At 43.5% G+C, this 26677-nt stretch carries 22 protein-coding genes and 1 riboswitch; of the genes, 19 read left to right on the top strand and 3 right to left on the bottom strand.

What is annotated here, in order from left to right; genetic code table 11:
* The first annotated feature begins 556 nt into the window (after positions 1-556).
* The 8 genes from FZ952_RS01440 to FZ952_RS01400 all read left to right on the top strand — a co-directional run bounded on the left by FZ952_RS01440 (position 557) and on the right by FZ952_RS01400 (position 7655).
* Positions 557-1399 (top strand): NAD(P)H-hydrate dehydratase, encoded by an 843-nt coding sequence (locus FZ952_RS01440; RefSeq protein WP_148880342.1) that lies wholly within the window; start codon positions 557-559, stop codon positions 1397-1399.
* A 173-nt stretch (positions 1400-1572) separates the two neighbouring features.
* Positions 1573-2913 (top strand): exodeoxyribonuclease VII large subunit, encoded by a 1341-nt coding sequence (gene xseA / locus FZ952_RS01430; protein ID WP_148880341.1) that lies wholly within the window; start codon positions 1573-1575, stop codon positions 2911-2913.
* A complete protein-coding gene (locus FZ952_RS01425) occupies positions 2891-3103 on the top strand; it encodes an exodeoxyribonuclease VII small subunit (protein WP_148880340.1) in 213 nt (70 codons plus the stop codon). The genes xseA and FZ952_RS01425 overlap by 23 nt, the downstream gene beginning before the upstream one ends.
* The gene (locus FZ952_RS01420) at positions 3100-3975 is read left to right on the top strand and encodes a polyprenyl synthetase family protein (RefSeq protein WP_148880339.1); all 876 of its coding nucleotides are present in this window, start codon (positions 3100-3102) and stop codon (positions 3973-3975) included. Before FZ952_RS01425 ends, FZ952_RS01420 begins: the two co-directional genes overlap by 4 nt.
* Positions 3968-4792, top strand: coding sequence for a TlyA family RNA methyltransferase (locus FZ952_RS01415; protein WP_148880338.1), 825 nt, complete (start codon positions 3968-3970; stop codon positions 4790-4792). The genes FZ952_RS01420 and FZ952_RS01415 overlap by 8 nt, the downstream gene beginning before the upstream one ends.
* On the top strand, positions 4776-5207 hold the full coding sequence (locus FZ952_RS01410) for an arginine repressor (protein ID WP_148880337.1): 432 nt from the start codon (positions 4776-4778) through the stop codon (positions 5205-5207). Before FZ952_RS01415 ends, FZ952_RS01410 begins: the two co-directional genes overlap by 17 nt.
* A gap of 8 nt (positions 5208-5215) precedes the next feature.
* Positions 5216-6874: a DNA repair protein RecN gene (gene recN / locus FZ952_RS01405; protein WP_148880336.1), complete on the top strand. Its 1659-nt coding sequence runs from the start codon at positions 5216-5218 to the stop codon at positions 6872-6874.
* A gap of 52 nt (positions 6875-6926) precedes the next feature.
* The gene (locus FZ952_RS01400; RefSeq protein WP_148880335.1) at positions 6927-7655 is read left to right on the top strand and encodes a metallophosphoesterase family protein; all 729 of its coding nucleotides are present in this window, start codon (positions 6927-6929) and stop codon (positions 7653-7655) included.
* 360 nt (positions 7656-8015) lie between these two features.
* Here the strand turns inward: FZ952_RS01400 and FZ952_RS01395 are convergent, their stop codons facing one another.
* A complete protein-coding gene (locus tag FZ952_RS01395; protein WP_148880334.1) occupies positions 8016-8858 on the bottom strand; it encodes a glycoside hydrolase family 25 protein in 843 nt (280 codons plus the stop codon).
* Between the two features lie 220 nt (positions 8859-9078).
* Between FZ952_RS01395 and ftsW the strand changes: the two genes are divergently transcribed.
* From ftsW to FZ952_RS01360, 7 genes are all read left to right on the top strand, one after another.
* Positions 9079-10293, top strand: a complete 1215-nt coding sequence (ftsW, locus tag FZ952_RS01390) for a cell division peptidoglycan polymerase FtsW (protein ID WP_148880333.1) — start codon at positions 9079-9081, stop codon at positions 10291-10293.
* A gap of 68 nt (positions 10294-10361) precedes the next feature.
* Entirely contained in the window at positions 10362-13208 is a 2847-nt protein-coding gene (gene ppc, locus FZ952_RS01385; protein ID WP_148880332.1) for a phosphoenolpyruvate carboxylase, read from the top strand.
* Positions 13209-13370: 162 nt separating this feature from the next.
* A complete protein-coding gene (locus FZ952_RS01380; protein ID WP_062199191.1) occupies positions 13371-13841 on the top strand; it encodes an RNA polymerase sigma factor in 471 nt (156 codons plus the stop codon).
* Complete coding sequence (locus FZ952_RS01375) at positions 13828-14826, top strand: anti sigma factor C-terminal domain-containing protein (protein WP_148880331.1); 999 nt, start codon at positions 13828-13830, stop codon at positions 14824-14826. The genes FZ952_RS01380 and FZ952_RS01375 overlap by 14 nt, the downstream gene beginning before the upstream one ends.
* Before the next feature lie 122 nt (positions 14827-14948).
* The gene (tuf, locus tag FZ952_RS01370) at positions 14949-16145 is read left to right on the top strand and encodes an elongation factor Tu (RefSeq protein WP_062198819.1); all 1197 of its coding nucleotides are present in this window, start codon (positions 14949-14951) and stop codon (positions 16143-16145) included.
* 278 nt (positions 16146-16423) lie between these two features.
* On the top strand, positions 16424-17182 hold the full coding sequence (gene tpiA / locus FZ952_RS01365) for a triose-phosphate isomerase (RefSeq protein WP_148880330.1): 759 nt from the start codon (positions 16424-16426) through the stop codon (positions 17180-17182).
* A gap of 74 nt (positions 17183-17256) precedes the next feature.
* Positions 17257-21345, top strand: coding sequence for a GBS Bsp-like repeat-containing protein (locus tag FZ952_RS01360; protein ID WP_187423841.1), 4089 nt, complete (start codon positions 17257-17259; stop codon positions 21343-21345).
* Positions 21346-21587: 242 nt separating this feature from the next.
* Here the strand turns inward: FZ952_RS01360 and FZ952_RS01355 are convergent, their stop codons facing one another.
* Both FZ952_RS01355 and FZ952_RS01350 read right to left on the bottom strand, forming a co-directional pair.
* On the bottom strand, positions 21588-22154 hold the full coding sequence (locus FZ952_RS01355; RefSeq protein ID WP_148880329.1) for a LytS/YhcK type 5TM receptor domain-containing protein: 567 nt from the start codon (positions 22152-22154) through the stop codon (positions 21588-21590).
* 4 nt (positions 22155-22158) lie between these two features.
* Positions 22159-23136, bottom strand: a complete 978-nt coding sequence (locus tag FZ952_RS01350; RefSeq protein ID WP_148880328.1) for a nucleoside hydrolase — start codon at positions 23134-23136, stop codon at positions 22159-22161.
* A gap of 121 nt (positions 23137-23257) precedes the next feature.
* Positions 23258-23302: riboswitch (PreQ1 riboswitch) on the bottom strand.
* A gap of 129 nt (positions 23303-23431) precedes the next feature.
* Here FZ952_RS01350 and FZ952_RS01345 point away from each other — a divergent pair.
* From FZ952_RS01345 to whiA, 4 genes are all read left to right on the top strand, one after another.
* Positions 23432-23815 (top strand): RidA family protein, encoded by a 384-nt coding sequence (locus tag FZ952_RS01345; protein ID WP_148880327.1) that lies wholly within the window; start codon positions 23432-23434, stop codon positions 23813-23815.
* Between the two features lie 66 nt (positions 23816-23881).
* Positions 23882-24772: an RNase adapter RapZ gene (rapZ, locus tag FZ952_RS01340; RefSeq protein WP_148880326.1), complete on the top strand. Its 891-nt coding sequence runs from the start codon at positions 23882-23884 to the stop codon at positions 24770-24772.
* Entirely contained in the window at positions 24769-25746 is a 978-nt protein-coding gene (locus tag FZ952_RS01335) for a YvcK family protein (protein ID WP_148880325.1), read from the top strand. The genes rapZ and FZ952_RS01335 overlap by 4 nt, the downstream gene beginning before the upstream one ends.
* Positions 25743-26654, top strand: a complete 912-nt coding sequence (gene whiA / locus FZ952_RS01330) for a DNA-binding protein WhiA (protein ID WP_148880324.1) — start codon at positions 25743-25745, stop codon at positions 26652-26654. Before FZ952_RS01335 ends, whiA begins: the two co-directional genes overlap by 4 nt.
* The last annotated feature ends 23 nt before the right edge of the window (positions 26655-26677 follow it).

Here is a 26677-nt window from a genome sequence, read left to right as displayed (position 1 = left end):
TTCCATGAATTGTTAAAGTGTTGGTTAGGAAACAGATGCAGCAGTTCCTCATTAGTCTTTTCCTAAATCTATTTTTTCATTTTAAGTATTGGGTGAAAATATGATAAAATATGGGAGAAGGAAAACTACTCTGGTTTAAATGCAAACTCTAACTCTCTTCAGAAAGATTTGGAAAGAAAATTCAAGGAATACGATGCACTTCTTGGTGGTGATTGGCGAGATACAGAGCAATTTTAGTTTCTGAAATGAAAAAGGGTGATATTTTCAGGTTGGCTTGACGAATTTATCTTGCGGAATCCAAATTCAGATGCAGAAGTTATGAGTGGAAAAAGCCTCTTAGTATCCAGATTTAGGTACTTTATTATTGAACTATCTTGAAAACTGGGGACGGCAATATGGAATGGGGAGTCTTTTCGTGGCGACCGTATCTATATATGCACCGATTTTTTATGTTAAGAGGGATATGAGGAGATAGATTGAGTTTCTTTGACTGATATGATAGAGTAGGGAATATTTGTTTTCGAAAATATTTAAAATAAGTTGTAGAGGATTGAAAATGAAAATAGTCAGTGACAATCTTTTGAAAAAGGTTATTGTAAATCGGCCGCCAGAGAGCCATAAAGGAGACTATGGTCGCCTGCTCTTGATTGGCGGAACCTATCCCTATGGCGGAGCTATTATCATGGCAGCCTTAGCCGCAGTAAGCAGTGGGGCTGGTCTGGTGACAGTTGCGACTGAACGGGAGAATATTTCCGCCCTCCATGCTCATCTGCCAGAGGCCATGGCCTTTGATTTGCGGGAGCAAGAGCGGCTGATGGAGCAGATTCGTAAGGCGAGTGTTATTTTAATCGGTCCGGGTTTGGCTGAGACCCCTTTAGAGAAGTCAGTATTGCAGCTGGTTTTGAATCTTGTGGACAAACGACAAATATTGATTATGGATGGTGGTGCCATCTCGCTTTTTGCCAAGCAAGCTCTGCCCTTTCCAAGCTCCCAGATAATCTTTACTCCTCATCAAAAAGAGTGGGAAAGCTTGTCTGGCTTGCCTATCGAGTCACAAGATGAGACATCCAGTCAAAAAGCTGTTGACCAATTTCCTGAAGGTACTCTAGTCGTACAGAAGGGCAGTGGAACGCGAGTTTTTCAGAGTGGAGAGAAAGATGTTTATCAGCTGCAGGTTGGCGGACCCTATCAGGCGACTGGTGGTATGGGAGATACCTTGGCAGGGATGATCACCGGCTTTGCAGGACAATTTCAGCAGGTTTCACTTTTTGAACGGGTGACGGCTGCAACCTACTTGCATTCAGCTATTGCGGATGAATTAGCCGAGGAGGCCTATGTCGTTTTACCGACGGAGATTAGTCGAGCAATCCCAAGGTGGATGAAGAAAATTTGTCCCTAGTTTTCCTTATCAGTGACTTTTTCTCTTAGTTCTTGCTTAAGCTGGGTTCTATTTAGAAAGTCCCAGCTTTTTAGCTTTTTCAGGACATTTTTTTAGGTTTGAAATCGGTTTTTTATACAGTTTTTTGTTATAATAAAAGTTACGAAAACATGAGGAAATAGAAAGGAGGAGGCATGCCAGATTATTTATCGGTTTCGACTTTGACCCGTTATCTGAAGATGAAGTTTGACCGGGACCCTTATCTAGAACGGGTCTATCTGACTGGTCAGGTCTCCAATTTTCGTAAGCGCCCCACCCACCAGTATTTTTCGCTTAAGGATGAGAAGGCAGTCATTCAGGCGACTATCTGGTCTGGTGTGTATAAAAAGCTGGGCTTTGAGTTGGAAGAAGGGATGAAGGTCAATGTCATTGGCCGTGTTCAGCTCTATGAGCCCAGCGGTTCTTATTCGATTGTTATTGAAAAGGTTGAACCAGATGGCATTGGTGCCCTGGCTGTTCAGTTCGAGCAACTCAAAAAAAAGCTGGGAGAAGAAGGACTCTTTCAAGATAAATTTAAACAAGCTTTACCCCAGTTTCCTAAGAAAATTGGGGTGGTGACCAGTCCTAGCGGAGCTGTCATCCGAGACATCATCACTACGGTCAGCCGCCGTTTTCCTGGTGTGGACATCTTGCTTTATCCGACCAAGGTCCAGGGAGAGGGAGCTGCTGCTGAGGTGGTAGCCAATATTCGTCGAGCCAATGAACGAGAGGACTTGGATGTTTTGATTATTGGTCGGGGCGGCGGGTCCATCGAGGATCTTTGGGCTTTTAATGAGGAAATCGTCGTACGGGCTATATTTGAATCTCAGCTTCCCATTATTTCCAGCGTGGGGCATGAGACAGATACAACTCTGGCTGACTTTGTGGCAGACCGACGTGCGGCAACACCCACAGCAGCAGCTGAATTGGCGACACCAGTCACCAAGCTGGATCTTTTGGGGCATTTAAGCCAGCAGCAGAATCGCCTGTCCAATGCAGCTTCTAATCGTCTGGCCTACCAGCGGGAACGGTTGCACAAGCTGGCTTCGTCTGTTGTTTTTCGGCAGCCGGAGCGGCTTTATGATGGCTATCTGCAAAAGTTAGACCAACTTATTCTGCGTTTAAAGCAAAAAATTCGCGAATATTATAGTGAAGAAGTCCAGCATGTCAAGATTCTCTGGCACCGCTTAGAGTCTCTGTCACCTCTGCGGCAGGTGCAGCGCTATCAGGAGCAAGTTTACCAGCAGGAACGCTTGTTGCGTAGTAATATGGCGGTGATTTATGACCACAAGGTGGCTGAAGCCAAGCGGCTGTCAGATGCATTGCTCATGCTGGATACCAGTCGCATTGTAGCGCGGGGCTACGCTATTATCCAAAAAAATGAAACAGTAATCGAGTCCAGTCAGGATATCAAGGAGAAGGACCAGCTGACTCTGCTCATGCGAGATGGCCAGGTCAAAGTTGAGGTGAAAGATGTCAAAAGACAAAAAATTTGAAGAAAATTTAGCTGATTTGGAAACCATTGTACAGAAGTTGGAAAATGGAGATGTGGCCTTGGAAGAGGCAATCGCTGAATTCCAGAAGGGCATGCAGCTGTCTAAAGAGCTGCAAAAGACGCTAGATCAGGCAGAAAAGACCTTGGTCAAGGTCATGCAGGCTGATGGCACAGAAACGGATATGGAATGACAAGAGAGTTTAAAATCAGGCAAATTGGCCTGACGATTCAAGATTTTTATCAGAGCAAGGAAGTGTCATCGGATTTGACAGAGACCATTCTCTATTCTGTCGAGGCCGGTGGCAAGCGGATTCGTCCTCTCTTGCTTTTGGAATTGTTAGAGGGCTTTGGTCTGGAATTGACTCCCGCTCACTTTCAGGTGGCGGCAGCCTTAGAGATGATTCATACTGGTAGTTTGATTCATGATGATTTGCCAGCTATGGATAATGATGACTACCGCCGTGGCCGTCTAACCAGCCACAAGAAATTCGGGGAGGATATGGCCATTTTGGCGGGGGATTCTCTCTTTTTGGATCCTTATGGTTTGGTGGCAATGGCAGAGCTACCTAGTCAGGTCAAGGTGGATCTGATAACTGAGCTGTCTCTAGCGGCTGGATCCTTTGGTATGGTGGCCGGACAAGTCTTGGATATGCAGGGAGAAGGTCACAAGTTGACCATAGACCAGCTCCAGACCATCCATGACAATAAGACAGGCAAGCTCTTGGCTTATCCTTTTGTAGCGGCGGGCATTATTGCTCAGGCCAGTCAGTCTGTCCTAGGGAAGCTCCGTCAAGCGGGAGAACTCTTGGGTTTGGCTTTTCAGGTGCGGGATGATATTTTAGATGTGACAGCCAGTTTTGAGCAGATTGGTAAGACACCGCAGAAGGATTTGGCGGTTGAGAAATCGACCTATCCAGCCTTGCTGGGCTTAGATGGAGCCAGAGCCTTTTTCGATGAAACGCTGGAACAAGCAAAAAGCCTGCTGGAGCAATTAGAAAAAGAAAGTGATTTTTCAGCTGGGGAAATTCAAAAAATAATAGAAAGTTTGAGACTGGATGGCTAAGGAAAGAGTGGATGTACTGGCCTATCGGCAAGGCCTCTTTGAGACCCGAGAACAGGCCAAGCGCGGAGTGATGGCCGGCCTAGTCGTGGCGCTTGTGAATGGAGAACGCTTTGATAAACCAGGTGAAAAAATCGATGATGCAACAGAGCTCAAGCTCAAGGGAGAAAAACTCAAGTATGTCAGTCGTGGCGGCCTGAAATTAGAAAAGGCTTTGCAAGTGTTTGGCCTTTCGGTGGCAGACCGAGTGGCCTTGGATATTGGAGCTTCGACCGGCGGATTTACTGATGTCATGTTGCAGGCGGGAGCACGATTGGTCTACGCTGTTGATGTCGGCACCAACCAGTTAGCCTGGAAACTACGCCAAGATGAACGGGTCGTCAGCATGGAGCAGTTCAATTTTCGCTATGCGGAACCAGCTGATTTCGACTTTCAGCCCAGCTTTGCCAGCATTGACGTCAGCTTTATCTCGCTCAGCTTGATTCTGCCGGCCCTCTATCAGATTTTAGAAGAGGGAGGTCAGGTCGTGGCCTTGATTAAGCCTCAGTTCGAGGCTGGCCGCGAGCAGATTGGTAAGAAGGGGATTATCAAGGACAAGAAAGTTCATTTGGCGGTGCTGGAGACCGTGACAGTCTTTATGCTGGAAGCAGGTTTTTCAGTCAAAGGTTTGGACTTTTCTCCGATTCAGGGTGGGCATGGCAATGTTGAATTTTTAGCCTTTCTGGAGAAAAGCGAGCAGCCGAAAAATGACTTGGAGCAAGACTTAGTCGCTGTCGTAGAGGCAGCCCACAAGGAATTTAAAGATGAAGAAGAAAAATAGATTAGAGAAAATCAGACGATTTGTCAGCGAATTTGAGATTGGCACCCAAGAGGAAATTGTGGAACATCTCAGGGAGTCTGGTATTACAGCGACACAGGCAACGGTTTCACGAGACATCAAGGAGCTAGGGATTGTAAAAATCCCTTTTAAAGATAATACCTATATCTATGAGCTTCCCAAAACAGCGACCAATAGTCTGAAGTTGGCAGAAAATAATATTTTAGCCTGTCAAAATCTGGGAAATATGATTAATCTAACCTTGGTGCCAGGGAGTACTGCTGTAGTCAAACGCCATCTTAGTAAAGAATTTACTGAGGAAATTTTCAGCATCATTGCGGATAATGACAGTATTTTAGTCGTTGCAGTAAGTGAAAGTGCAGCCAAAAAAGTAACGGCTGAAATTGATAATTGGTAGGAAAGCCTATGTTACTAGAAACTTCGATTAAAAATTTTGCCATCATTGAAGAGATTTCTCTTAATTTTGAGCAGGGGATGACGGTTTTGACCGGGGAAACCGGAGCCGGCAAGTCTATTATTATTGACGCGATGAACATGATGCTGGGCAGCCGTGCGACGACGGATGTTATTCGTCATGGAGCGCCCAAGGCTGAGATAGAGGGGCTTTTTTCGCTGGAAAATAGCAGAGCTTTGCGAGAGATTTTTGAGGAGCAGGGCTGGGAGCTGACCGATGAGCTGATTATCCGTCGGGAAATTCTGCAAAACGGCCGCAGTGTCAGCCGTATCAATGGTCAGATGGTGAATCTGTCTGTTCTAAAGGCTGTCGGTCAACACTTGGTGGATATTCATGGTCAGCACGATCAGGAAGAGTTGATGCGACCTCAGCTTCATATTGCTATGTTAGACGAGTTTGGCTCGGCAGATTTTGTAAATCTTAAAGGGCGCTATCAGGAAACCTTTAACCGCTATCGAAGCCTGCGCAAGCAAGTCCTGACTTTGCAGAAAAATCAGCAGGAGCATAAGGCGAGAATTGAGATGCTGGAGTTTCAGATGGCGGAGATTGAAAGCGCAGCCCTCAAAAGTGGTGAAGACACTGCCCTGCATCAGGAGCGAGATCGTTTGCTCAACCACAAGCTCATTGCGGATACGCTGACGAACGCCTATACCATGCTGGATAATGAAGATTTTTCCAGTCTGACCAATGTCCGCTCAGCGATGAATGACCTTGAGTCTATCGAGGATTACGATCCAGCCTACAAGGAGCTTTCAGGCAGCTTGTCAGAGACTTATTATGTCTTAGAGGATGTCAGCAAGCGCCTAGAGGACATTTTAGATGGACTGGACTTTGACGGAGATCGGCTGCTGCAGGTGGAGAGTCGTCTGGATTTGATTAACAGCATCACCCGTAAATACGGTGGCCAAGTAGATGATGTGCTGGAATACTTTGCTCAGATTTCTAAAGAATACAGCCTTTTAACTGGAAGTAACTTGTCCTCAGAAGATATGGACCGAGAGCTGAAGGTATTGGAGAGAGAGCTGGTAGAGCTGGCCCAGGAGCTGAGTCAGGCTCGTCACGGCCTAGCAGCCCAGCTGGAAGCGGAAATCAAGCAAGAGCTGCAAGACCTCTACATGGAAAAGGCGCGCTTTAAAGTGCAGTTCAATAAGGGCAAGTTCAACCGTGAAGGCAATGAACAAGTAGAGTTTTACATCTCAGCCAATCCGGGCGAGGATTTCAAACCTTTGGTGAAGGTTGCGTCTGGCGGGGAACTCTCCCGTCTCATGTTGGCGATCAAGTCTGCCTTTTCTCGTAAGGAAGGCAAGACCAGTATTGTCTTTGACGAAGTCGATACGGGTGTTTCTGGACGAGTGGCCCAGGCTATTGCTCAGAAGATTCACAAGATTGGCTCCAACGGCCAAGTCTTGGCTATTTCCCATCTGCCGCAAGTCATTGCGATTGCCGATTATCAGTTCTTTATTGAGAAGATTTCGGATGAGAATTCGACCGTCTCAACGGTTCGCCTGCTAACGGCTGACGAGCGTGTTCAGGAAGTCGCTAAGATGCTGGCTGGCGAAGATGTGACGGAGGCTGCTTTGACTCAAGCCAGAGAATTATTGAAAAAATAAACAAGCGAGACTGAGACACTAGTGTTTCGGTCTCCTTTAGGAGGTGGCGCGTATGACAGAATATTTTGCAATAGGTGATGTCCATGGCAAGGCTGGTATGCTAGATGAGTTGCTCCAGCACTGGGACGGTCGCAGCCAACTAGTCTTTCTAGGGGACTTGATAGATCGTGGCGAGGACAGCCGAGCAGTTTTGGAGCGGGTCAAGGCTCTAGTGGACCAAGAAGGAGCTGTCTGTCTTTCTGGCAATCATGAGTATATGTTTCTGACTTGGCTGGACAATCCTGAAAAGTCTTATGACCACTACCGACGTAATGGTGGAGATACGACGATTAATTCGCTTTTAGGCCGACCTCTCAATGCTCCTGTAGATGGAGTAGCGGACGCGGAACGTGTCAAGACGGAGGCGGCAGATTTAGTAGATTTTATTCGTCAGATGCCTTTCCTATTGGAGACGGAGCATTACATTTTTGTCCATGCTGGTCTTGATTTGGAACTGAAAGACTGGCGAGAGACCAGTGATTATCAAAAAGTTTGGATTCGCGCGCCTTTTCATCAGAGCCATAATCATACTGGAAAGACAATTGTTTTTGGTCATACACCGACTTTTTATCTCTTTTCTCAAGCACCGGGAACGAAGCGTCTCTGGATGACGGGTGACGGAAAAATTGGTATGGATGGCGGTGCTGTTTATGGAGGTGTTCTTCATGGTGTTCTCTTTGGGGATAGCGGAATACTGAAGCACTATTTTGTTGAAAATGATGACTTGGCAGCAAGAAATTAAAAGAGAGTGTCTAGGGGAAGCTGCGAAGCTGTAAACATTTGATTTGCTGCAGATTGCCAAATCATCAAAACGACCAATTGAAATCTGTTCCCTATAGTTTTAGATTGAAGAAATTATCCATTGAGGTGAGTTTTCTTTAATCTTTTTTTATATTCCTAACTAGATACAGGATTTTAGCTTGTTTTTACTTTTTTAGAACTTGGATATACAATATAAGTGCATAATAAAAAAGCAAACTTTTAAGAAAGGATAATTGCCTTCTTAAAAGCTTGCAAGGTTAGTTATTTTTTTGATTGAAGAATGAGAAATAAAAGTCTTTTTCTTCAGTCGTTACTCATCTGAGCGGACAAAGATTTGAAATCATTGGGAATTGTCAAACAGTTTTTTATAGGTCTGCATTTTATCTTTTAAAGGAGATAATTGATTCAAATCCAAATAGTGAGGAAAGCCATTTAATTTTCCTTGGGAAGTATACTGGTGCAGATCGTATTCTTGCTCCGTATTAGGGGCGGCATTATAATAACCATCATCAGCCCCGTAGGTAGGAATCCAAACCGCAGAAAATTTATCCGTTGAGATGCTATGTTCTTCCATAAAGAAAGTTCCAACATAAATCCCAATATTTTTAGCACCTAGTTCTTCGAGTTTTGAGCGAAAAACTTCAACTCCCGCATTCATGTCAGGCATGGTCTTTTCTTCGACATCGAGCCAGTAATAGGTCGGTTCGTACTTTGAAGCAGCCTTATAAAAATGTTCTGCTTCTTTTGCCATTTCTTTTTCGCTGTCGGCGGCTATATATGCATACACTGCGACGGGGATATTTCGCTTTTGAAACTCAGTGATATGAGTCTTATAAGCTTTATCCAGTCCGTTTAAGTGGGTTGCAGCATTCTCTTTTTTAGCCTGATTGCCGCTATGAACTCGAACAATGACGCCGGATATATTTTTTGATAAAATATCATAGTCAATCTCACTTGGTAACTGCCAGCCAGATATATCAATGACAGGTTTATTGATGAATTCTTCAGCTAAAATCGAAGTTTGCTCTTCATCTGATGAATTGGCTGTTGTTTGTGCAGATTGTGAATTTGTTGCTTTTGCTTGCTTAGCTGCCGAATCAGAGATTTGTTTATTTATTAAAAGAAATACAATGAAACAAATAAAAAACAGGAAGAATGCAAGCGATTTAATTCTCTTTCTCATACATTTTTATTCTAACCCAAAGTGCAATAAAAAGCAAAAAATATCTCTAAATTTGCAAAATAATGAATAAAATGTCATACAATTGAAATATAAAGAGTTTTAGTTGTTCCATTGCTGTGCTAATTTGAAAAAGTTGGCTCTGAACTTTCCGTAATACTTTTTTTTCAATTGGAAAGGTGATATAATGAAGATTGAATTTTTAGAAATTTTATGGTGAAATATGAAAATTGATAAGAGACACCTGTTGAATTATTCAATTTTAATTCCTTACATGATTCTGTCTGTTATAGGATTGATTATTGTTTATTCAACGACAAGTCCATCCTTGATTCAAGCCGGCGCAAGCGGATTTAGTATGGCTATAAATCAAGGACTATTTTGGATTGCTAGCTTGGTCGCCATTACTATTTTGTATAGGATGAAAATGTCCTTCTTAAAAAATGGTAGTTTCATTACGCTGATTATTTTTGTGGAAATAATCCTTTTGCTTCTTTCGCGCTTTGTAAGTGAAACGGTCAACGGAGCTCACGGATGGCTGATTATTGGCCAATTCAGTGTTCAGCCGGCGGAATATTTGAAGATTATTCTGATTTGGTTTCTGGCCTATCGTTTTTCCAAAAAGCAGAAAGAAATCGAAATTTATGACTACCAAGCCCTGACTTTAAATCAATGGCTTCCAAAAGCTTTTAATGATTGGCGGATAATCGTAGCCCTGCTGATTGGGATTGTTGCAATGATGCCTGACTTAGGGAATGCGACCATTTTGTTTTTAACAGTCATCATTATGGTGGCGGTCAGCGGCATTGGCTATCGATGGTTTTCCACTATGCTGGGAGTCATTCTTGGAAGTTCAGGGCTGGTCTTGGCTAGCATTTGGCTTATTGGGGTTGAACGGGTTGCAAGGATGCCGCTCTTTGGCTATGTTGCGAAGCGGTTCAGCGCTTTCTTTAACCCTTTTAATGACTTGTCTGGTTCAGGCCACCAGTTAGCTAATTCATATTATGCTATGAGTAACGGTGGCTGGTTTGGTTTAGGTTTAGGCAATTCGATTGAAAAACGGGGGTATCTTCCCGAAGCTCATACCGACTTTGTGTTTTCTATTGTGATTGAGGAATTAGGTTTTTTTGGAGCTAGTCTGATTCTAGCATTGCTATTTTTCCTTATCCTAAGAATTATTCTAGTGGGTATCCGAGCTAAAGACCCTTTTAATTCGATGATGGCCTTAGGAATTGGCGGCATGTTTTTAACACAGACCTTCATAAACATTGGCGGAATTTCTGGTTTGATTCCATCAACCGGAGTGACCTTCCCTTTCTTGTCTCAAGGGGGGAATAGTCTGCTCGTCCTATCGGTAGCCATTGCCTTTGTGTTAAATATTGATGCCAATGAGCGCAGAGAAGATATCTATCAGCAAATGCAAACTTCTGGCCAATAGGAATTTGGCCATTTCTGAAGCATATTTCTAAAGTAGAAAAATCCTTGAAAAAATGAGAGGTATAGATTATGTCATTTAACAAATTGGAAAGCTATAGCAATAAAGAAGTCATTCGTGAAGAGGTTTCAATTCTAACAGATCTGCTTGCAGATATTACGCAAAATATCTTAGGTCCTGAGACTTTTGAAAAGATTTCTACTATGAAAGATTTGGCAATTGATTCGAGATATCAAGAATTGAAAGCAATCGTAGAAAAATTGACGACAGACGAGATGGTCTATATTTCTCGCTATTTCTCAATCTTGCCGCTATTAATCAATATTTCTGAAGATGTTGATTTGGCCTATGAAATCAACCATCAAAACAATGTCAATCGCGATTATTTAGGAAAGCTTTCTACAACAATAGACTTGATTTCAACTCGGGAAAATGCTCAGGAAATTCTGGAAAACCTGAATGTTGTGCCAGTACTGACAGCTCACCCTACTCAAGTTCAGCGCAAGACCATGTTGGATTTGACCAATCATATTCACACATTGTTGCGTCAGCACCGTGATGTAAAGGCTGGTTTGGTAAATGAGAAGAAATGGTTGGCGAATTTACGCCGCTATATTGAGCTCATGATGCAGACCGACATGATTCGCGAGAAAAAACTGAAGGTAACTAATGAAATTACCAATGTCATGGAATACTATAATAGTTCTTTTCTTCAGGCTATTACCAACTTTATGCTGGAATACAAGCGCTTAGCAGAAGAAAAAGGGATTCATTTAGAAAATTCAAAACCAATTACTATGGGAATGTGGATTGGTGGTGACCGTGATGGTAATCCATTTGTAACAGCAGAAACGCTAAAACTGTCAGCAACTGTTCAAAGTGAAGTTATTTTGAACTACTATATCGATAAGGTCTATACTCTTTATCGAAATTTTTCGCTTTCATCTAAGTTTTCGGAAACCAGTGAAGCAGTAATGAAAATGGCTGCTTTGTCCAGTGATAAATCAGTTTATCGTGAAAATGAACCTTACCGCCGAGCTTTTCACTATATTCAGTCCAAGCTGATTCAGACCTTGCTTTATTTAAAAGAAGGGAATTTTTCTAGTGAAGGACATCAGCTGGCAGATAAGGTTGGTGAGGTTTTGAATGCTAATGCTAGTGTGTCTGTTACCAACAACGGTAAAGAAATCATTCCGAATTATATCCAGTCCCGTATTACAGATACCATAGATGGCTTGAGCAAGGAGCAGGTGTTATCTTACAAGACTGCTCAGGAATTTAAAGAAGACTTGCTAGTTATCCGTGATTCTTTGCTAGAGCACAATGGACAAGCTTTAGTTACAGGTGAGTTGACTGAATTATTGCAGGCAGTCGATGTCTTTGGTTTCTTCTTAGCAAGTATTGATATGCGGCAGGATTCCAGTGTTCATGAAGCCTGTGTGGCTGAGCTCCTAGCATCAGCAAATATTGTAAAGGACTACAGCTCTCTCTCAGAGGATGAAAAATGTCAGGTTCTGCTTAAACAACTTTTGGAAGACCCGAGGATTTTGTCGGCTACTCATGTCCAAAAATCAGAGCTTTTACAAAAAGAACTGGCTATTTTCAAAACTGCTCGTGAGCTTAAAGATGTGCTGGGAGAAGAAGTTATTAAGCAAAATATCATTTCTCACTCAACTAGTGTATCGGACCTGCTTGAATTAGCCATTATGCTCAAAGAAGTAGGATTGATTGATGAGAATGGGACACGTGTTCAGATTGTTCCTCTCTTTGAGACCATTGAAGACTTGGATAATTCTTGCGATACTATGGAGAAATACCTGTCCCTGCCGATTGCTCAGAAGTGGATTGCTTCCAAGGATAACTATCAGGAAATCATGCTGGGCTACTCAGACAGTAATAAGGATGGTGGTTATCTTTCTTCTTGCTGGACCCTCTACAAGGCTCAGCAGCAGCTGACAGCCATCGGTGATAAATTTGGCGTAAAAATCACCTTTTTCCATGGTCGGGGAGGTACAGTAGGACGCGGTGGTGGTCCAACTTATGAAGCCATTACTTCTCAGCCACTACGCAGTATCAATGACCGAATCCGTCTGACCGAGCAGGGAGAAGTCATTGGCAGCAAATATGGAAATAAAGACGCAGCCTACTATAACTTAGAAATGCTAGTCTCAGCAGCTATCAACCGCATGGTAACCCGTAAGAAAAGTGATACTCATACTTCCAATGAGTATGAGCGGATTATGGATCAAGTGGTTGAGCGCAGCTATCAGATTTATCGTGATTTAGTCTTTGGCGATGAGCGCTTTTACGATTATTTCTTTGAGTCCAGTCCGATTAAGGCTATCTCCAGCTTTAATATCGGTTCTCGTCCAGCAGCCCGTAAAACGATTACCGAGATAGGTGGTCTCAGAGCGATTCCTTGGGTCTTCTCTTGGTCTCAAAGCCGGGTTATGTTCCCAGGCTGGTATGGTGTTGGGTCTAGCTTCAAGGAATTTATTGATGAAGATCCTGAAAAGAATCTGGCCTTCCTGCAATTTATGTATAAGAGATGGCCATTCTTCCAGTCTCTCTTGTCAAATGTAGATATGGTGCTGTCTAAGTCTAATATGAACATTGCCTTTGAGTATGCACAACTCTGCGAAGACAAGGATGTGCAGGATATTTTCAATATTATCTTGGACGAGTGGCAGCTGACTAAGAAGGTCATCTTGGCTATCGAAGGGCACGATGAGCTCTTGGCGGAAAATGCTTACCTCAAGGACAGTTTGGATTACCGTATGCCTTACTTTAATGTGTTGAACTATATTCAGTTGGAGTTGATTAAGCGTCAGCGACGCGGTGAACTTTCACCAGAGCAAGAACGCTTGATCCACATCACTATCAACGGAATTGCCACAGGACTTCGGAATTCTGGCTGATACATGAGAATAAAATGAACACTTTACCATTTACCATTATAAATAACGAAAAATCGGCTTTTTGTCCGATTTTTCTGTTTTTGTAACCAAAAGACTTTTCCATTCGTTATACTAGTGAAGGAGGGGGGTGAGCTTATCAAACTAGATGAATACGAAACAATCTTGATAGGCTTTGCTCGCGAGATTGTCTCCTATTTGCAGAAGTCAGGGGCTTCTAAAGTGGAAGCAGAAGATGTAGTGCAGGACGTTTTTGTCAAGATGTTGGAAACAGAAGTTATTATTCCGGCGGAAAAGATGCGAGCTTGGATGTATCGAGTTTCCATTCGGCGCTATATCGACAGATATAGGAGAGATAAACGTTATTTGGAGATTTTGCGAAAAGAATTTTTTGGAAAGGATCTGGTCAATCCTTTTGAAAATGAAGATTATGAGCTGCTAAGAAGTATGATAGAAGATCTGCCACTCAAGGAAGCCACGCTTTTAGAACTCTATTATTTTCAAGATTTCACGGTCAAGGAGATTGCCCAAATTATGTCTTACTCAGTGAGCAAGGTCAAGATTCAGCTGATGCGCAGTCGTGCTAAACTCCGAAAGGAGCTGGAAAAGAAAGGATATCGAAATGGAAACATTTGAAAATGTTGCAAAGAAAAGCAGAAGAAAAAGACTCTGGAAGACAGTCGTCATTAGTTCCTTTGTATCTTTAGTTCTCTTAGGTCTTCTAGGAAAGGGGCTGGTAGAATTAGCCTCTAGTAACGGACGAGACTTACAAAAACAGTACGAAGTTATGTCCGAAATCGCCTATCCTAATGTTGACTATGATAGTCTTTACCACACTCAAACTTCCTTTTTTTCAGGGACCTTACGTTCCGATCGTTTCAAGGATTTAGATGGAGTGAAGGTGGCTTATCCTTCCTATGAGGGAAACTATTCACTCATAGGTGCTTTTAGAGATCCGACTGCGGAAGGGACTTATTTGTCTCTCTCAGGAACCTATACGCGAACCCTGCGTCAAAAATATCCGGTCTTCTATAATATCAATGCCAAAGGGACAAAGGATAGTAATTCTATGCCTAAAGAGTTGGCTTCTGTCAAAGAAATGCCGAATCAATTGGTGGAAGTAGCTTTGACTTTTGATAAGCCTTATACCTATAAGGAAATCCAGCAGATGATACCGAACAATCTCAAAATCAACTGGTACTGGATTGGCAGTCAGTCAGAAGATAGTGAAAATGGTATTGAACTGTATTCTGATCCCAAGCTGACCTATGGAGCTAACGCTAGTCTTCTCTTTACTTATGATTCAGATGTTAGGAAGAAGACAAAAGAGGCTAAGAAAGAGCAGCAGACTTTCTTGGATTATCTGAAAAAGGCAGATAAAAATCTTTTCCCAAGTGTTAGTGGGTACAACATGTACAATGAGGTTGAGTCCTATCTCAAGAAATTTGGTCAGCTAGATATTCGTGAAGCAGAAAATCGGGATCAATTGACCTTTTCTGGTATTATTCTGACTGGGAAAGCTGAGAATTTCAGCCAATTAGAAGGGAAAGAATGGATTGCTGCTTCGAGTATTGGTGCTTCCGTTTCCAATCAGCCTTACTATCAGTTAGATAAGGAATAATTCACAAAAAAAGACTAAAAGGCTTGCATTTTCAGTGAAATTTGATAAAATAGTAAGGAAAGTTAGACTGTATTGCCTACTGTCTATCTATAAAATATATTTTATTGGAGGCTTTTACTCAAATGGCAAAAGAAAAATACGATCGTAGTAAACCACACGTTAACATTGGTACTATCGGACACGTTGACCACGGTAAAACTACCCTGACTGCAGCAATCACAACTGTTTTGGCACGTCGCTTGCCTTCAGCAGTTAACCAACCAAAAGACTATGCGTCTATCGATGCTGCTCCAGAAGAACGCGAACGCGGAATCACCATCAACACTGCGCACGTTGAGTATGAAACTGCTAAGCGCCACTACGCTCACATCGACGCTCCAGGACACGCGGACTACGTTAAAAACATGATCACTGGTGCTGCTCAAATGGACGGAGCTATCCTTGTAGTAGCTTCAACTGACGGACCAATGCCACAAACTCGTGAGCACATCTTGCTTTCACGTCAGGTTGGTGTTAAGCACTTGATCGTCTTCATGAATAAAGTTGACTTGGTTGACGACGAAGAGTTGCTTGAATTGGTTGAAATGGAAATCCGTGACCTCTTGTCAGAATATGACTTCCCAGGTGACGATCTTCCAGTTATCCAAGGTTCAGCTCTTAAGGCTCTTGAAGGTGATACTAAGTACGAAGACATCATCATGGAATTGATGGACACTGTAGATGAGTACATCCCAGAACCAGAACGTGATACTGACAAGCCACTCCTTCTTCCAGTCGAAGACGTATTCTCAATCACTGGACGTGGTACTGTTGCTTCAGGACGTATCGACCGTGGTACTGTTAAAGTCAACGATGAAGTTGAAATCGTTGGTATTAAGGAAGAAATCCGCAAAGCAGTTGTTACTGGTGTTGAAATGTTCCGTAAACAGCTTGACGAAGGTCTTGCAGGGGACAACGTTGGTGTGCTTCTTCGTGGTATCCAACGTGATGAAATCGAACGTGGACAAGTTCTTGCGAAACCAGGTTCAATCCACCCACACACTAAATTCAAAGGTGAAGTTTACATCCTTACTAAAGAAGAAGGTGGACGTCATACTCCATTCTTCAACAACTATCGTCCACAATTCTACTTCCGTACAACTGACGTAACTGGTTCTATCGAGCTTCCTGCTGGTACTGAAATGGTTATGCCTGGTGATAACGTGACTATCGACGTTGAGTTGATCCACCCAATCGCCGTTGAACAAGGTACTACTTTCTCTATCCGTGAAGGTGGACGTACTGTTGGTTCAGGTATGGTTACAGAAATCGAAGCTTAATTTGATTAAGTTCCCAGAATAATAATTATAAAGTCAGACACTAAAAGCCCCGCTGAGCGGGGCTTTTTTGTGAAGATGAAAGGAGAACATCACATTTTACAAATCGAATTTAAGATTGAAAATTCGCTGATGAATCTCTAAATTACTTGTTTTCCTATTTAATGTCAAAAGCTAGATGAGGGTATTTTATTTTTATGAAAATTTTTGGCTAACCTTTATTAATTGGTAAATTTATGGTACAATATAACGTGAAAATAAAAAAAGAAGAGGTATGTGAAATGTCACGTAAACCATTTATTGCCGGTAACTGGAAAATGAACAAAAATCCAGAAGAAGCAAAAGCTTTTGTGGAAGCAGTAGCTGCTAAACTTCCGTCTTCTGATCTTGTAGAAGCTGGGATTGCTGCCCCTGCACTTGACTTGACAACTGTTCTTGCTGCTGCAAAAGGTTCAAACCTTAAAGTTGCTGCTCAAAACTGCTACTTCGAAAATGCAGGTGCTTTCACTGGTGAAACTAGCCCACAAGTTTTGAAAGAAATCGGTACTGACTACGTTGTTATCGGTCACTCAGAACGTCGTGACTACTTCCATGAAACTGATGAAGATATCAACAAAAAAGCAAAAGCAATTTTTGCAAACGGTATGCTTCCTATTATCTGCTGTGGTGAATCACTTGAAACTTACGAAGCTGGTAAAGCTGCTGAATTTGTAGGTGCTCAAGTATCCGCTGCTCTTGCTGGATTGACAGCTGAACAAGTTGCTGTATCCGTTATCGCTTATGAGCCAATCTGGGCTATCGGTACTGGTAAATCAGCTTCACAAGACGATGCGCAAAAAATGTGTAAAGTTGTTCGTGATGTTGTAGCTGCTGACTTTGGTCAAGAAGTTGCTGACAAGGTTCGTGTTCAATACGGTGGTTCAGTTAAACCTGAAAACGTAGCATCATACATGGCTTGTCCAGATGTGGATGGAGCTCTTGTTGGTGGAGCATCACTTGAAGCTGAAAGCTTCCTTGCTCTTCTTGATTTTGTGAAATAAAAAAGATTTTAAGTTTTAAATAAAATTGCTTGTTGCCTTAAGGTGGCAAGCTTTTTAAAATTCGGAGAGAAAAGTTGAAATCAAAAGAAATAGTTTATTTAGCGAGTACAGCTGTCTTATTGGCTGCAACGGCTAATATTGCTCGTGCTGAAGAGAATACAAGTCCGGCAGGAGATTTAGAGGTTCCTAAAACGGAACTTCAGGTAAAGAATGCTAGCCAAACTCAAGAAGCTCCAGCAGCATTGAAAACGATTGCTGATGAGAATACAAAAGGGCAGGAAAATACAAATCCGACAGCAAATGGCTCTGTGATTGATCAAAGCCAAAATAGGGCTTCTGATTTGATAAAGGGTGAATTTTCTGGCAGTGAAAGTGAGACGGGGAGTGACACTCATGCTGAATCCACAGGAAATCAGATAGGGTCAGATCAATCTTCGCCGGCTGTGAGTAGTACAGAAGTAACTTCTGAGAAGAGAAAAGCAGTGTTTTATAGCGCTCCTCCGTCAGGACAAACAGCTCGCAGCAATCCTCAAGCGGACATTAAAGGTTCTTCCTTTGTGGATGTGAGTAGTCACAACGGCTATATCAGTGTGGAAGACTATCGTCAATTGGCAGCAAAAGGTGTCGGCGGTGTTGTTGTCAAACTGACAGAAGGAACGACTTATACAAATCCTTTTGCTGAATCACAAGTGAAAAATGCGCAAGAAGCCGGTCTGCAAGTCTCGACCTATGCCTTCTCGCATTACACTAGCGATTCAGAAGCGAGAGCGGAAGCCCGTTATTATGCTGCATTCGCCAATAGGCTGGGCTTGCCCAAAAATACGGTCATGGTCAATGACATGGAAGATCCGAAAATGCAAAACGGAATCAACCAGCATACTCAAGCTTGGGCTGATGAAATGCGCAAACACGGATATAAGAACTTAATGTACTATACTAGTGCTAGTTGGGTCGACCAAAACAACCTGCGCCAAAAAGGACCAGTAAATACAGCTTTGTTTGGCCTTGATAATTTTTGGATTGCCCAATATCCAGCACCAAAACTAAGTGCAAAAGATGCTAGAAGCCTGAAATACAATAGCAGATCAGGGGCTTGGCAATTCACCTCTCAGGCGGAGTTATTAGCAGGCAAGCATGTTTTCGACCAGAGTATTGACTATTCTGGTAGATTTACAGCCAAGTCTGCTTTAGCTAAGCAACCACTGACGGGTACGATTAGTATTCAAAATAATAACCCCAAAACCGGTACTTTTGATGTCATCGTTTCCAAAGTTTCAGCACCACATGGAATTCAGGAAATTAAGCTTCCAACTTGGTCTACTGAGAATGGTCAAGATGATATTGTTTGGTATACTGCAGCAAAACAAGCCAATGGAACCTATAAATTGACTGTCAATGCGGCGAATCATAAAGGTTCGACTGGTGAATACAACATTCATTTGTATTACATACAAGGGGACGGTCAGATGGTCGGTGTCGGCGGAACCACCACCAAGGTTTCGATCGGAAAGCCAGAGGGTAAGCTGACGATTGCCAATAACAATCCGAAGACGGGTACCTTTGATGTGATTGTTTCCCAGGTTTCCAGCCCGCAGGGGATTCGTGAGGTCTTGCTTCCGACTTGGTCGCATGAGCACGGTCAGGATGATCTGATTTGGCATAAGGCTCAGAAACAGTCTGACGGTACCTATAAGTTTCCCGTTCGTGCCAGCGAGCACAAGAATTCTGTCGGTGACTACAGTGTTCATCTGTACTATGTCCAAGATAATGGTCAGCTGGTCGGTGTCGGCGGAACCACCACCAAGGTTTCGATCGGAAAACCAGAGGGTAAGCTGACAATTGCCAATAACAATCCGAAGACGGGCACCTTCGATGTGATTGTTTCTCAGGTTTCCAGCCCGCAGGGGATTCGTGAAGTTTTGCTTCCGACTTGGTCGCATGAGCATGGTTCGGATGATCTGATTTGGCACAAGGCTCAGAAACAGTCTGACGGCACCTATAAGTTTACCGTTCGTGCCAGCGAGCACAAGAATTCTGTCGGTGACTACAGTGTTCATCTGTACTATGTCCAAGATAATGGTCAGCTGGTCGGTGTCGGCGGAACCACCACCAAGGTTTCGATCGGAAAACCAGAGGGTAAGCTGACAATTGCCAATAACAATCCGAAGACGGGCACCTTCGATGTGATTGTTTCTCAGGTTTCCAGCCCGCAGGGGATTCGTGAAGTTTTGCTTCCGACTTGGTCGCATGAGCATGGTTCGGATGATCTGATTTGGCACAAGGCTCAGAAACAGTCTGACGGCACCTATAAGTTTACCGTTCGTGCCAGCGAGCACAAGAATTCTGTCGGTGACTACAGTGTTCATCTGTACTATGTCCAAGATAATGGTCAGCTGGTCGGTGTCGGCGGAACCACCACCAAGGTTTCGATCGGAAAACCAGAGGGTAAGCTGACGATTGCCAATAACAATCCTAAGACGGGTACCTTTGATGTGATTGTTTCTCAGGTTTCCAGCCCGCAGGGGATTCGTGAGGTCTTGCTTCCGACTTGGTCGCATGAGCACGGTCAGGATGATCTGATTTGGCACAAGGCTCAGAAACAGTCTGACGGTACCTATAAGTTCACCGTTCGTGCCAGCGAGCACAAGAATTCTGACGGTGCCTACAGTGTGCACCTGTACTATGTCCAAGATGATGGTCAGCTGGTCGGTGTCGGCGGAACCACCACCAAGGTTTCGATCGGAAAACCAGAGGGTAAGCTGACGATTGCCAATAACAATCCTAAGACGGGTACCTTTGATGTGATTGTTTCTCAGGTTTCCAGCCCGCAGGGGATTCGTGAGGTCTTGCTTCCGACTTGGTCGCATGAGCACGGTCAGGATGATCTGATTTGGCACAAGGCTCAGAAACAGTCTGACGGTACCTATAAGTTCACCGTTCGTGCCAGCGAGCACAAGAATTCTGACGGTGCCTACAGTGTGCACCTGTACTATGTCCAAGATGATGGTCAGCTGGTCGGTGTCGGCGGAACCACCACCAAGGTTTCGATCGGAAAGCCAGAGGGTAAGCTGACGATTGCCAATAACAATCCTAAGACGGGTACCTTTGATGTGATTGTTTCTCAGGTTTCCAGCCCGCAGGGGATTCGTGAGGTCTTGCTTCCGACTTGGTCGCATGAACACGGTCAGGATGATCTGATTTGGCACAAGGCTCAGAAACAGTCTGACGGTACCTATAAGTTTACCGTTCGTGCCAGCGAGCACAAGAATTCTGTCGGTGACTACAGTGTGCACCTGTACTATGTCCAAGATGATGGTCAGATGGTCGGTGTCGGCGGAACAAAATTGACCGTTACTCGCACGGATTCTATTCCAAGTGTAAAAGTTGAAATAAAAGATGTAAGACAGACAGAGGGAGTTTACCGAGTTGTTGTAAATCGTCCTCCTGGTGCTAAAGAGATTAAAAATATACGGGTTGCTGCTTGGTCTGAAAAAAATCAAGGTAATCTTCATTGGTATAAGACAGCTCCGACTGGTGATAGTACAGAAGTTGTCGTTAATTCGGCTAACCATTATTTTCTTAAAGGAGATTACATCACTCATGCTTATATTGACTACACTGACGGAACTACCGATGGTTTCAATGTAGGAAATCATGAATTAGATCCTCAGATAAAGGGGCAGAGAGATCGAGTCGTACAGTCAGCAGCAGCACTTGTTGGTGTTCAGGGGGGCAGCGAGCAGCACCGTCTGTTAGTGGCGGATTATAATCGCATTCGTCCATTGCCAGTGGGATATGCTGTCAAGGAAACGGATGACTGGTGTGATATTTTTGTCACTGTGGTTTTCCAAAGACAGGGTTTGAGTGAACTTATCGGTCGCGAGTGCGGAGTAGAACGTCATATTCAAATTTTCAAACGCTTGGGTATTTGGAATGAAGATGGGAATTCAACACCTAAAGCAGGCGATATCATCACTTTTAACTGGGATCAAAACAGCCAGCAAAATGACGGCTGGGCGGATCATATTGGTATTGTAGAGAAAGTGGAGAATGGCATTATTCATACTATCGAAGGAAACAGTACCAATAATCAGGTGCAACGCAAAACCTATCGTATTGGTCACGGGAATATCCGCGGATTTGCTAGTCCTCTATATAAATAAAGAAAGAAATTCTTTGCACACAGGAAGCAAGTGCCGATAAATTTCAATTGTAATAAGCATCTCATTTGAGCACTGCAAACTTTTTCTAAACTCTTTAATTTCAATCTTGAGAGAAGACGGACTAAACCGTAGCGGAAGTAGGTAACTCATCAGAGGAATTTTAAAAAGGGAAATTTAGAAGAGATTACCAAAAACAACAGTACAAAATTAGTACTGTTGTTTTTGGTAATTCAAATGCATTTTTAAATATTAGTATATTTTGCAAAGATTCTAGGACTAACCTTTTTGAGTTGTGGAATGAAGACCAGACTGACTCCGATAACGAGAAGTCGGTCTGCATAGTCAGTCAGTGCTTGGACGATGATAGTACTGGTGACCAAATCTAAGCCTAAGCCATGCAAGCCCTGAACGATGAGGCTGGAACCGCTTGGAGTAATCCCTTTGAAGACAATGACGGTAATCAGAGAGGCCAAGGCAGTGGCTGGCAGGGAAACCATAAAAGATTTCCAGAAGAGGTTTAGTCTGGGTTTTGAATCAGAAGTGAAAAAGATTGAGACGAGCAGAGCCAAAAGAATGGCTACTGGAGAGAAATATATAGCAGAAATGTCCGTTGTAAAAGCACTAATCAGAGCACTGGCAACCGCAGTTCCTACTCCGAAAATAGGTCCTAAAACAAGGCTGGCTAATATCGTTCCAAACGTATCCAAATAAATAGGAAGTTTTAGAAAAAGGGCGATGTTGGCACCGACATAGTTTAGAGCGATGCAGATAGCTGTAAATGTGATGATAAAGGGTGATGTTTTTTTCATAATCTTATCCTAAGTTTAAAGTTTCTAGATCTTGGTAGATGATTCCCTTTGACGTGTTGAGTATCACGGAGAGAAAATCCTGAAAGAAGAGTTGGATGTCTACTTGGGTCAGCACCTTAGCATTGGCTTCCCTACTATAAAAATGATAGGCATCAACTAGCGTTTGTCCTATGGCAATACCTTCCGTTGCAAGATCGACGAAGGAGTCAAATCCTTGGCAAAGGTCTTCATGCAGGAAATGGGCAACGGCCAATGGGTCGTTGATGACACAGCCGATGATATGTTCATACTCCCAATGAAAATCCCAGTAAAAACGAGTGATTTTCCCGATGAAGTCAGCGACTTCAGGGTTGATAAAACGCATATACTCCAAGAGATTGGGAGTCAAAATAATTTTTCGAGTGACATCTAGACCGACCATTTCAATCTTTTTTCCAAGTTTTTCATAGGTTTCTTGCGCTGCATGCGGATCGCACCAGTAGTTGTATTCGGCCACAGGTGAACAGTTGCCGTGCGATTTGTAGCTGCCTCCCATGCTGACAAACCGGTCTAGTTGCTGACCAAGTTTAGGATTTTTCCTAAGAGCCAAGGCAATATTGGTCAAAGGCCCCAGCGCGATGATAGAAGTATCATTATTGGTCTGAAAATAGTCTGCCAGAAAGTCATAGGCTGTTTGTGGTTGGGCTTTGATAGAGCTACTTCTCGCTATCCCGCTTTCCCCCAACCCATCCATGCCGTGGGTATCCTGAGCGGAGACGAATTTACGAACCAAGGGCTTGTCGGCTCCTGCATAAACTGGAATATCTAGTCGATTCAGTTTCTCCAATATTTTGAAAGCATTTTCTAAGCCCAGTTCCACTGGGACATTTCCAGCGACTATGGTCAAAGCTACGACCTCTAAGTCAGGGTGTTGCAGGGCATAGAGCAAAGCTAGGCTGTCGTCTATGCCAGGATCGCAGTCAATAATAACTTTTCTTTTCATAGGTCCCCCATTTGAGAAATAAAATAAGGCTGAAACCTCCGTCTCAACCTCTCAGTTAGTTCTGCCAAAGCGGCAGGACACCAGAAAAAACTATGTGCAATTACATTACTTTAGAATATAAGGGTACTTAGTTTTTTATACTGGGAAGTTTGCGAACCAGTCCAAAACAAGTGTTTTGAATTATGCATTTACTATCATAATGAAAAATTGCCTAAAAGTCAATGGGAAGGAGGACAAGAATAGTCAGTCTTTTGACTTTATGATATAATAAGATGAAAGAAATGAGGAGATTATGATGGCAAAAATAGTACAAACAGATAAAGCACCAGCGGCAATCGGGCCTTATGTCCAAGGAAAAATCGTCGGTAACCTTTTATTTGCCAGCGGTCAGATTCCTTTGTCACCAGAGACAGGAGAAATTGTAGGAACAACGATTGAGGAGCAGACCCAGCAGGTTCTGAAAAATGTAGGAGCCATTTTAGAAGCAGCTGGAACAGATTTTGACCATGTGGTCAAGGCGACCTGTTTCTTGAGTGACATCAATGATTTTGTGCCATTTAATGAAGTCTACAAGACAGCCTTTAAGAGCGAGTTTCCAGCTCGTTCGGCAGTAGAGGTTGCTCGCTTGCCTCGTGATGTTAAAATCGAAATCGAAGTCATTGCTGAAATTGTGGAATAAATGATTGGGGCTGGGAAAAGTTTTCTGTCCCTTTTTAGACATGATAGGTTAGAGAAAGGAGAAAGAATGACTGAACACAAGATTCAATTAGTGATTGTGACAGGAATGAGCGGTGCTGGAAAGACCGTTGCTATCCAGTCTTTTGAGGATTTGGGCTATTTTACGATTGATAATATGCCGCCGACTCTAGTGCCAAAGTTTTTGCAGTTGGTCGAAGGAACCACAGATAATGACAAGTTGGCTCTGGTTGTTGATATGCGGAGCCGGTCCTTCTTTTTGGAGATTCAGGATATTTTGGATGAGCTGGAAAGAAGTACGGAAATTGATTTTAAAATTTTATTTTTGGATGCGGCTGACAAGGAGTTGGTGGCCCGTTATAAGGAAACCCGCCGTAGCCATCCGCTGGCAGCAGACAGTCGGATTTTAGATGGGATTAAGCTGGAGCGCGAGCTTTTAGCCCCTCTGAAGAATCTCAGTCAAAATGTCGTGGATACGACAGACCTGACGCCGCGGGAGCTCAGAAAGACTATCTCTGAGCAGTTTTCAAATCAGAACGAGATGCACAGTTTCCGCATTGAGGTCATGAGTTTTGGTTTCAAATACGGTCTGCCTTTGGATGCAGATTTGGTCTTTGATGTACGTTTCCTGCCCAATCCCTACTATAAGCCCGAACTGCGCAATCAGACAGGCTTAGACAAGGATGTCTTCGACTATGTCATGAACCATGCTGAGTCAGAAGAATTTTATCAGCATCTACTGGGCTTGATTGAGCCGATTTTGCCGGGTTATCGGAAGGAAGGAAAATCTGTGCTGACCATCGCAGTCGGCTGTACGGGCGGACAGCACCGTAGCGTAGCTTTCGCTCAGCGTTTAGCGGATGATTTGGCAAAAAGCTGGCCAGTTAATGCCAGCCATCGCGATAAAAATCGTCGGAAGGAAACGGTGAACCGCTCATGAGAAAACCAAGAATCACAGTCATCGGCGGTGGAACAGGAATTTCGGTTATTTTAGACAGTCTGCGGAAAAAAGAAGTGGAAATCACAGCTATTGTCACAGTAGCAGATGACGGCGGCAGTTCTGGCGAGCTACGGAAAAACATTCAGCAGCTGACTCCTCCGGGCGACCTGCGTAATGTTCTTGTAGCCATGTCTGACATGCCAAAGTTCTATGAGAAGGTCTTCCAGTATCGCTTTGCTGAAGGAGACGGAGTTCTGGCAGGTCATCCTCTGGGGAATCTGATTATTGCCGGCATTTCCGAAATGCAGGGCTCAACCTATAACGCCATGCAGCTTCTGACCAAGTTTTTCCATACGACAGGTAAAATCTATCCTTCTAGTGACAATCCCCTGACTCTACATGCTGTTTTTACCGATGGAACGGAAGTTGTCGGTGAGAGTAATCTGGCTAGTAAGAGCGGGATGATTGAGCGAGTTTATGTGACCAATACTTATGATGATAAGAAGCCTGCGGCTAGTAAAAAGGTGGTCGAGAGCATTTTGGAAAGCGATATGGTGGTTCTGGGACCAGGTTCCCTCTTTACTTCCATTTTACCTAATCTCGTTATTGAGGAAATTGGTCAAGCCCTTCTAGACACAAAGGCAGAAGTAGCCTATGTCTGCAACATTATGACTCAACGCGGCGAAACCGAGCACTTTTCAGATAGCGATCATGTTGAAGTTTTACATCGTCATCTGGGCAAAAAGTTCATTGATACTGTCTTGGTCAATATCGAGTCGGTCCCGCGTGAGTATATGAACAGCAATAAATTTGATGAATATCTGGTGCAGGTTGACCACGATTTTCGAGGGTTGCAGGAGCAAGTTCCGCGCGTTATTTCTTCGAATTTTCTTCGTTTGGAAAATGGCGGAGCTTTTCACGATGGCGAGTTAGTCGTTGATGAGTTGATGCAGATTATACAGGTGCGCAAATGAGTTTTACAGTTAAAGTCAAAGAAGAGCTTTTAAGTTTAGCTGTAAAAGACAAAAACGAGTTGGCTGCTATCATCAAGATGGCTGGTAGTTTGGGAATTTCTTCGTCTGGCCTTACCTTATCCATTTCAACAGAAAATGCCAAAATTGCCCGACATATCTACGAGCTGCTGATAGACATCTATCAGGTCAAGTCAGAAATCCGCCACCATCAGAAGACCAATCTGCGCAAGAATCGTGTTTATACAGTATTTCTGGATCAGAAAGTGGAAGAAATCCTATCTGACCTACACTTGGCTGACTCCTTTTTTGGTATCGAGGTAGGGATTGACCAGGCTATTCTGTCAGATGACGAAGCCAGTCGCTCCTATCTGAGGGGAGCATTTTTGGCTAGTGGTAGTATGCGGGAGCCAGACTCAGGCAAGTACCAACTGGAAATTCTGTCCGTTTATCTGGATCATGCTGAGGATCTGGCTGCTTTGATGCGCCGTTTTCTTCTGGATGCCAAGACGATTGAGCGTAAGAAGGGGGCAGTGACCTATCTGCAGCGAGCTGAGGATATTATGGATTTTCTCATTGTCATTGGAGCTATGGAAGCCATGGCTGAGTTTGAGTCTATCAAGCTCCTGCGGGAAGCGCGCAATGATCTTAATCGAGCAAACAATGCGGAGACGGCCAATATTGCCCGCACAGTGACGGCCAGTATGAAGACGATTAATAATATTATCAAAATTATTGATAGCATAGGTATTGAACAGTTGCCAGTGGACCTGCAGGAAGTAGCCCAGCTGCGTATCCAGCATCCGGATTACTCCATTCAACAGCTGGCTGATAGTCTGAACCAGCCACTGACTAAGAGCGGTGTCAATCATCGATTAAGAAAAATAAATAAAATCGCAGATGAATTATAACAGCTGCTGAGCATGAGCTCGGC

Origin of the sequence: Streptococcus sp. Marseille-P7376 (assembly GCF_902460385.1) — a bacterium.
In the GTDB taxonomy this organism is placed as follows: Bacteria; Bacillota; Bacilli; order Lactobacillales; family Streptococcaceae; genus Streptococcus; species Streptococcus sinensis.
This window is presented reverse-complemented; position numbering and strand designations above follow the sequence as displayed.

Bases quoted from the DNA above. Each gene is read 5' to 3' on its own strand.
- FZ952_RS01440 (WP_148880342.1), top strand. From the start codon at position 557: ATGAAAATAGTCAGTGACAATCTTTTGAAAAAGGTTATTGTAAATCGG.
- xseA (WP_148880341.1), top strand. From the start codon at position 1,573: ATGCCAGATTATTTATCGGTTTCGACTTTGACCCGTTATCTGAAGATG.
- FZ952_RS01425 (WP_148880340.1), top strand. From the start codon at position 2,891: ATGTCAAAAGACAAAAAATTTGAAGAAAATTTAGCTGATTTGGAAACC.
- FZ952_RS01420 (WP_148880339.1), top strand. From the start codon at position 3,100: ATGACAAGAGAGTTTAAAATCAGGCAAATTGGCCTGACGATTCAAGAT.
- FZ952_RS01415 (WP_148880338.1), top strand. From the start codon at position 3,968: ATGGCTAAGGAAAGAGTGGATGTACTGGCCTATCGGCAAGGCCTCTTT.
- FZ952_RS01410 (WP_148880337.1), top strand. From the start codon at position 4,776: ATGAAGAAGAAAAATAGATTAGAGAAAATCAGACGATTTGTCAGCGAA.
- recN (WP_148880336.1), top strand. From the start codon at position 5,216: ATGTTACTAGAAACTTCGATTAAAAATTTTGCCATCATTGAAGAGATT.
- FZ952_RS01400 (WP_148880335.1), top strand. From the start codon at position 6,927: ATGACAGAATATTTTGCAATAGGTGATGTCCATGGCAAGGCTGGTATG.
- FZ952_RS01395 (WP_148880334.1), bottom strand. From the start codon at position 8,858: ATGAGAAAGAGAATTAAATCGCTTGCATTCTTCCTGTTTTTTATTTGT.
- ftsW (WP_148880333.1), top strand. From the start codon at position 9,079: ATGAAAATTGATAAGAGACACCTGTTGAATTATTCAATTTTAATTCCT.
- ppc (WP_148880332.1), top strand. From the start codon at position 10,362: ATGTCATTTAACAAATTGGAAAGCTATAGCAATAAAGAAGTCATTCGT.
- FZ952_RS01375 (WP_148880331.1), top strand. From the start codon at position 13,828: ATGGAAACATTTGAAAATGTTGCAAAGAAAAGCAGAAGAAAAAGACTC.
- tuf (WP_062198819.1), top strand. From the start codon at position 14,949: ATGGCAAAAGAAAAATACGATCGTAGTAAACCACACGTTAACATTGGT.
- tpiA (WP_148880330.1), top strand. From the start codon at position 16,424: ATGTCACGTAAACCATTTATTGCCGGTAACTGGAAAATGAACAAAAAT.
- FZ952_RS01355 (WP_148880329.1), bottom strand. From the start codon at position 22,154: ATGAAAAAAACATCACCCTTTATCATCACATTTACAGCTATCTGCATC.
- FZ952_RS01350 (WP_148880328.1), bottom strand. From the start codon at position 23,136: ATGAAAAGAAAAGTTATTATTGACTGCGATCCTGGCATAGACGACAGC.
- FZ952_RS01345 (WP_148880327.1), top strand. From the start codon at position 23,432: ATGGCAAAAATAGTACAAACAGATAAAGCACCAGCGGCAATCGGGCCT.
- rapZ (WP_148880326.1), top strand. From the start codon at position 23,882: ATGACTGAACACAAGATTCAATTAGTGATTGTGACAGGAATGAGCGGT.
- FZ952_RS01335 (WP_148880325.1), top strand. From the start codon at position 24,769: ATGAGAAAACCAAGAATCACAGTCATCGGCGGTGGAACAGGAATTTCG.
- whiA (WP_148880324.1), top strand. From the start codon at position 25,743: ATGAGTTTTACAGTTAAAGTCAAAGAAGAGCTTTTAAGTTTAGCTGTA.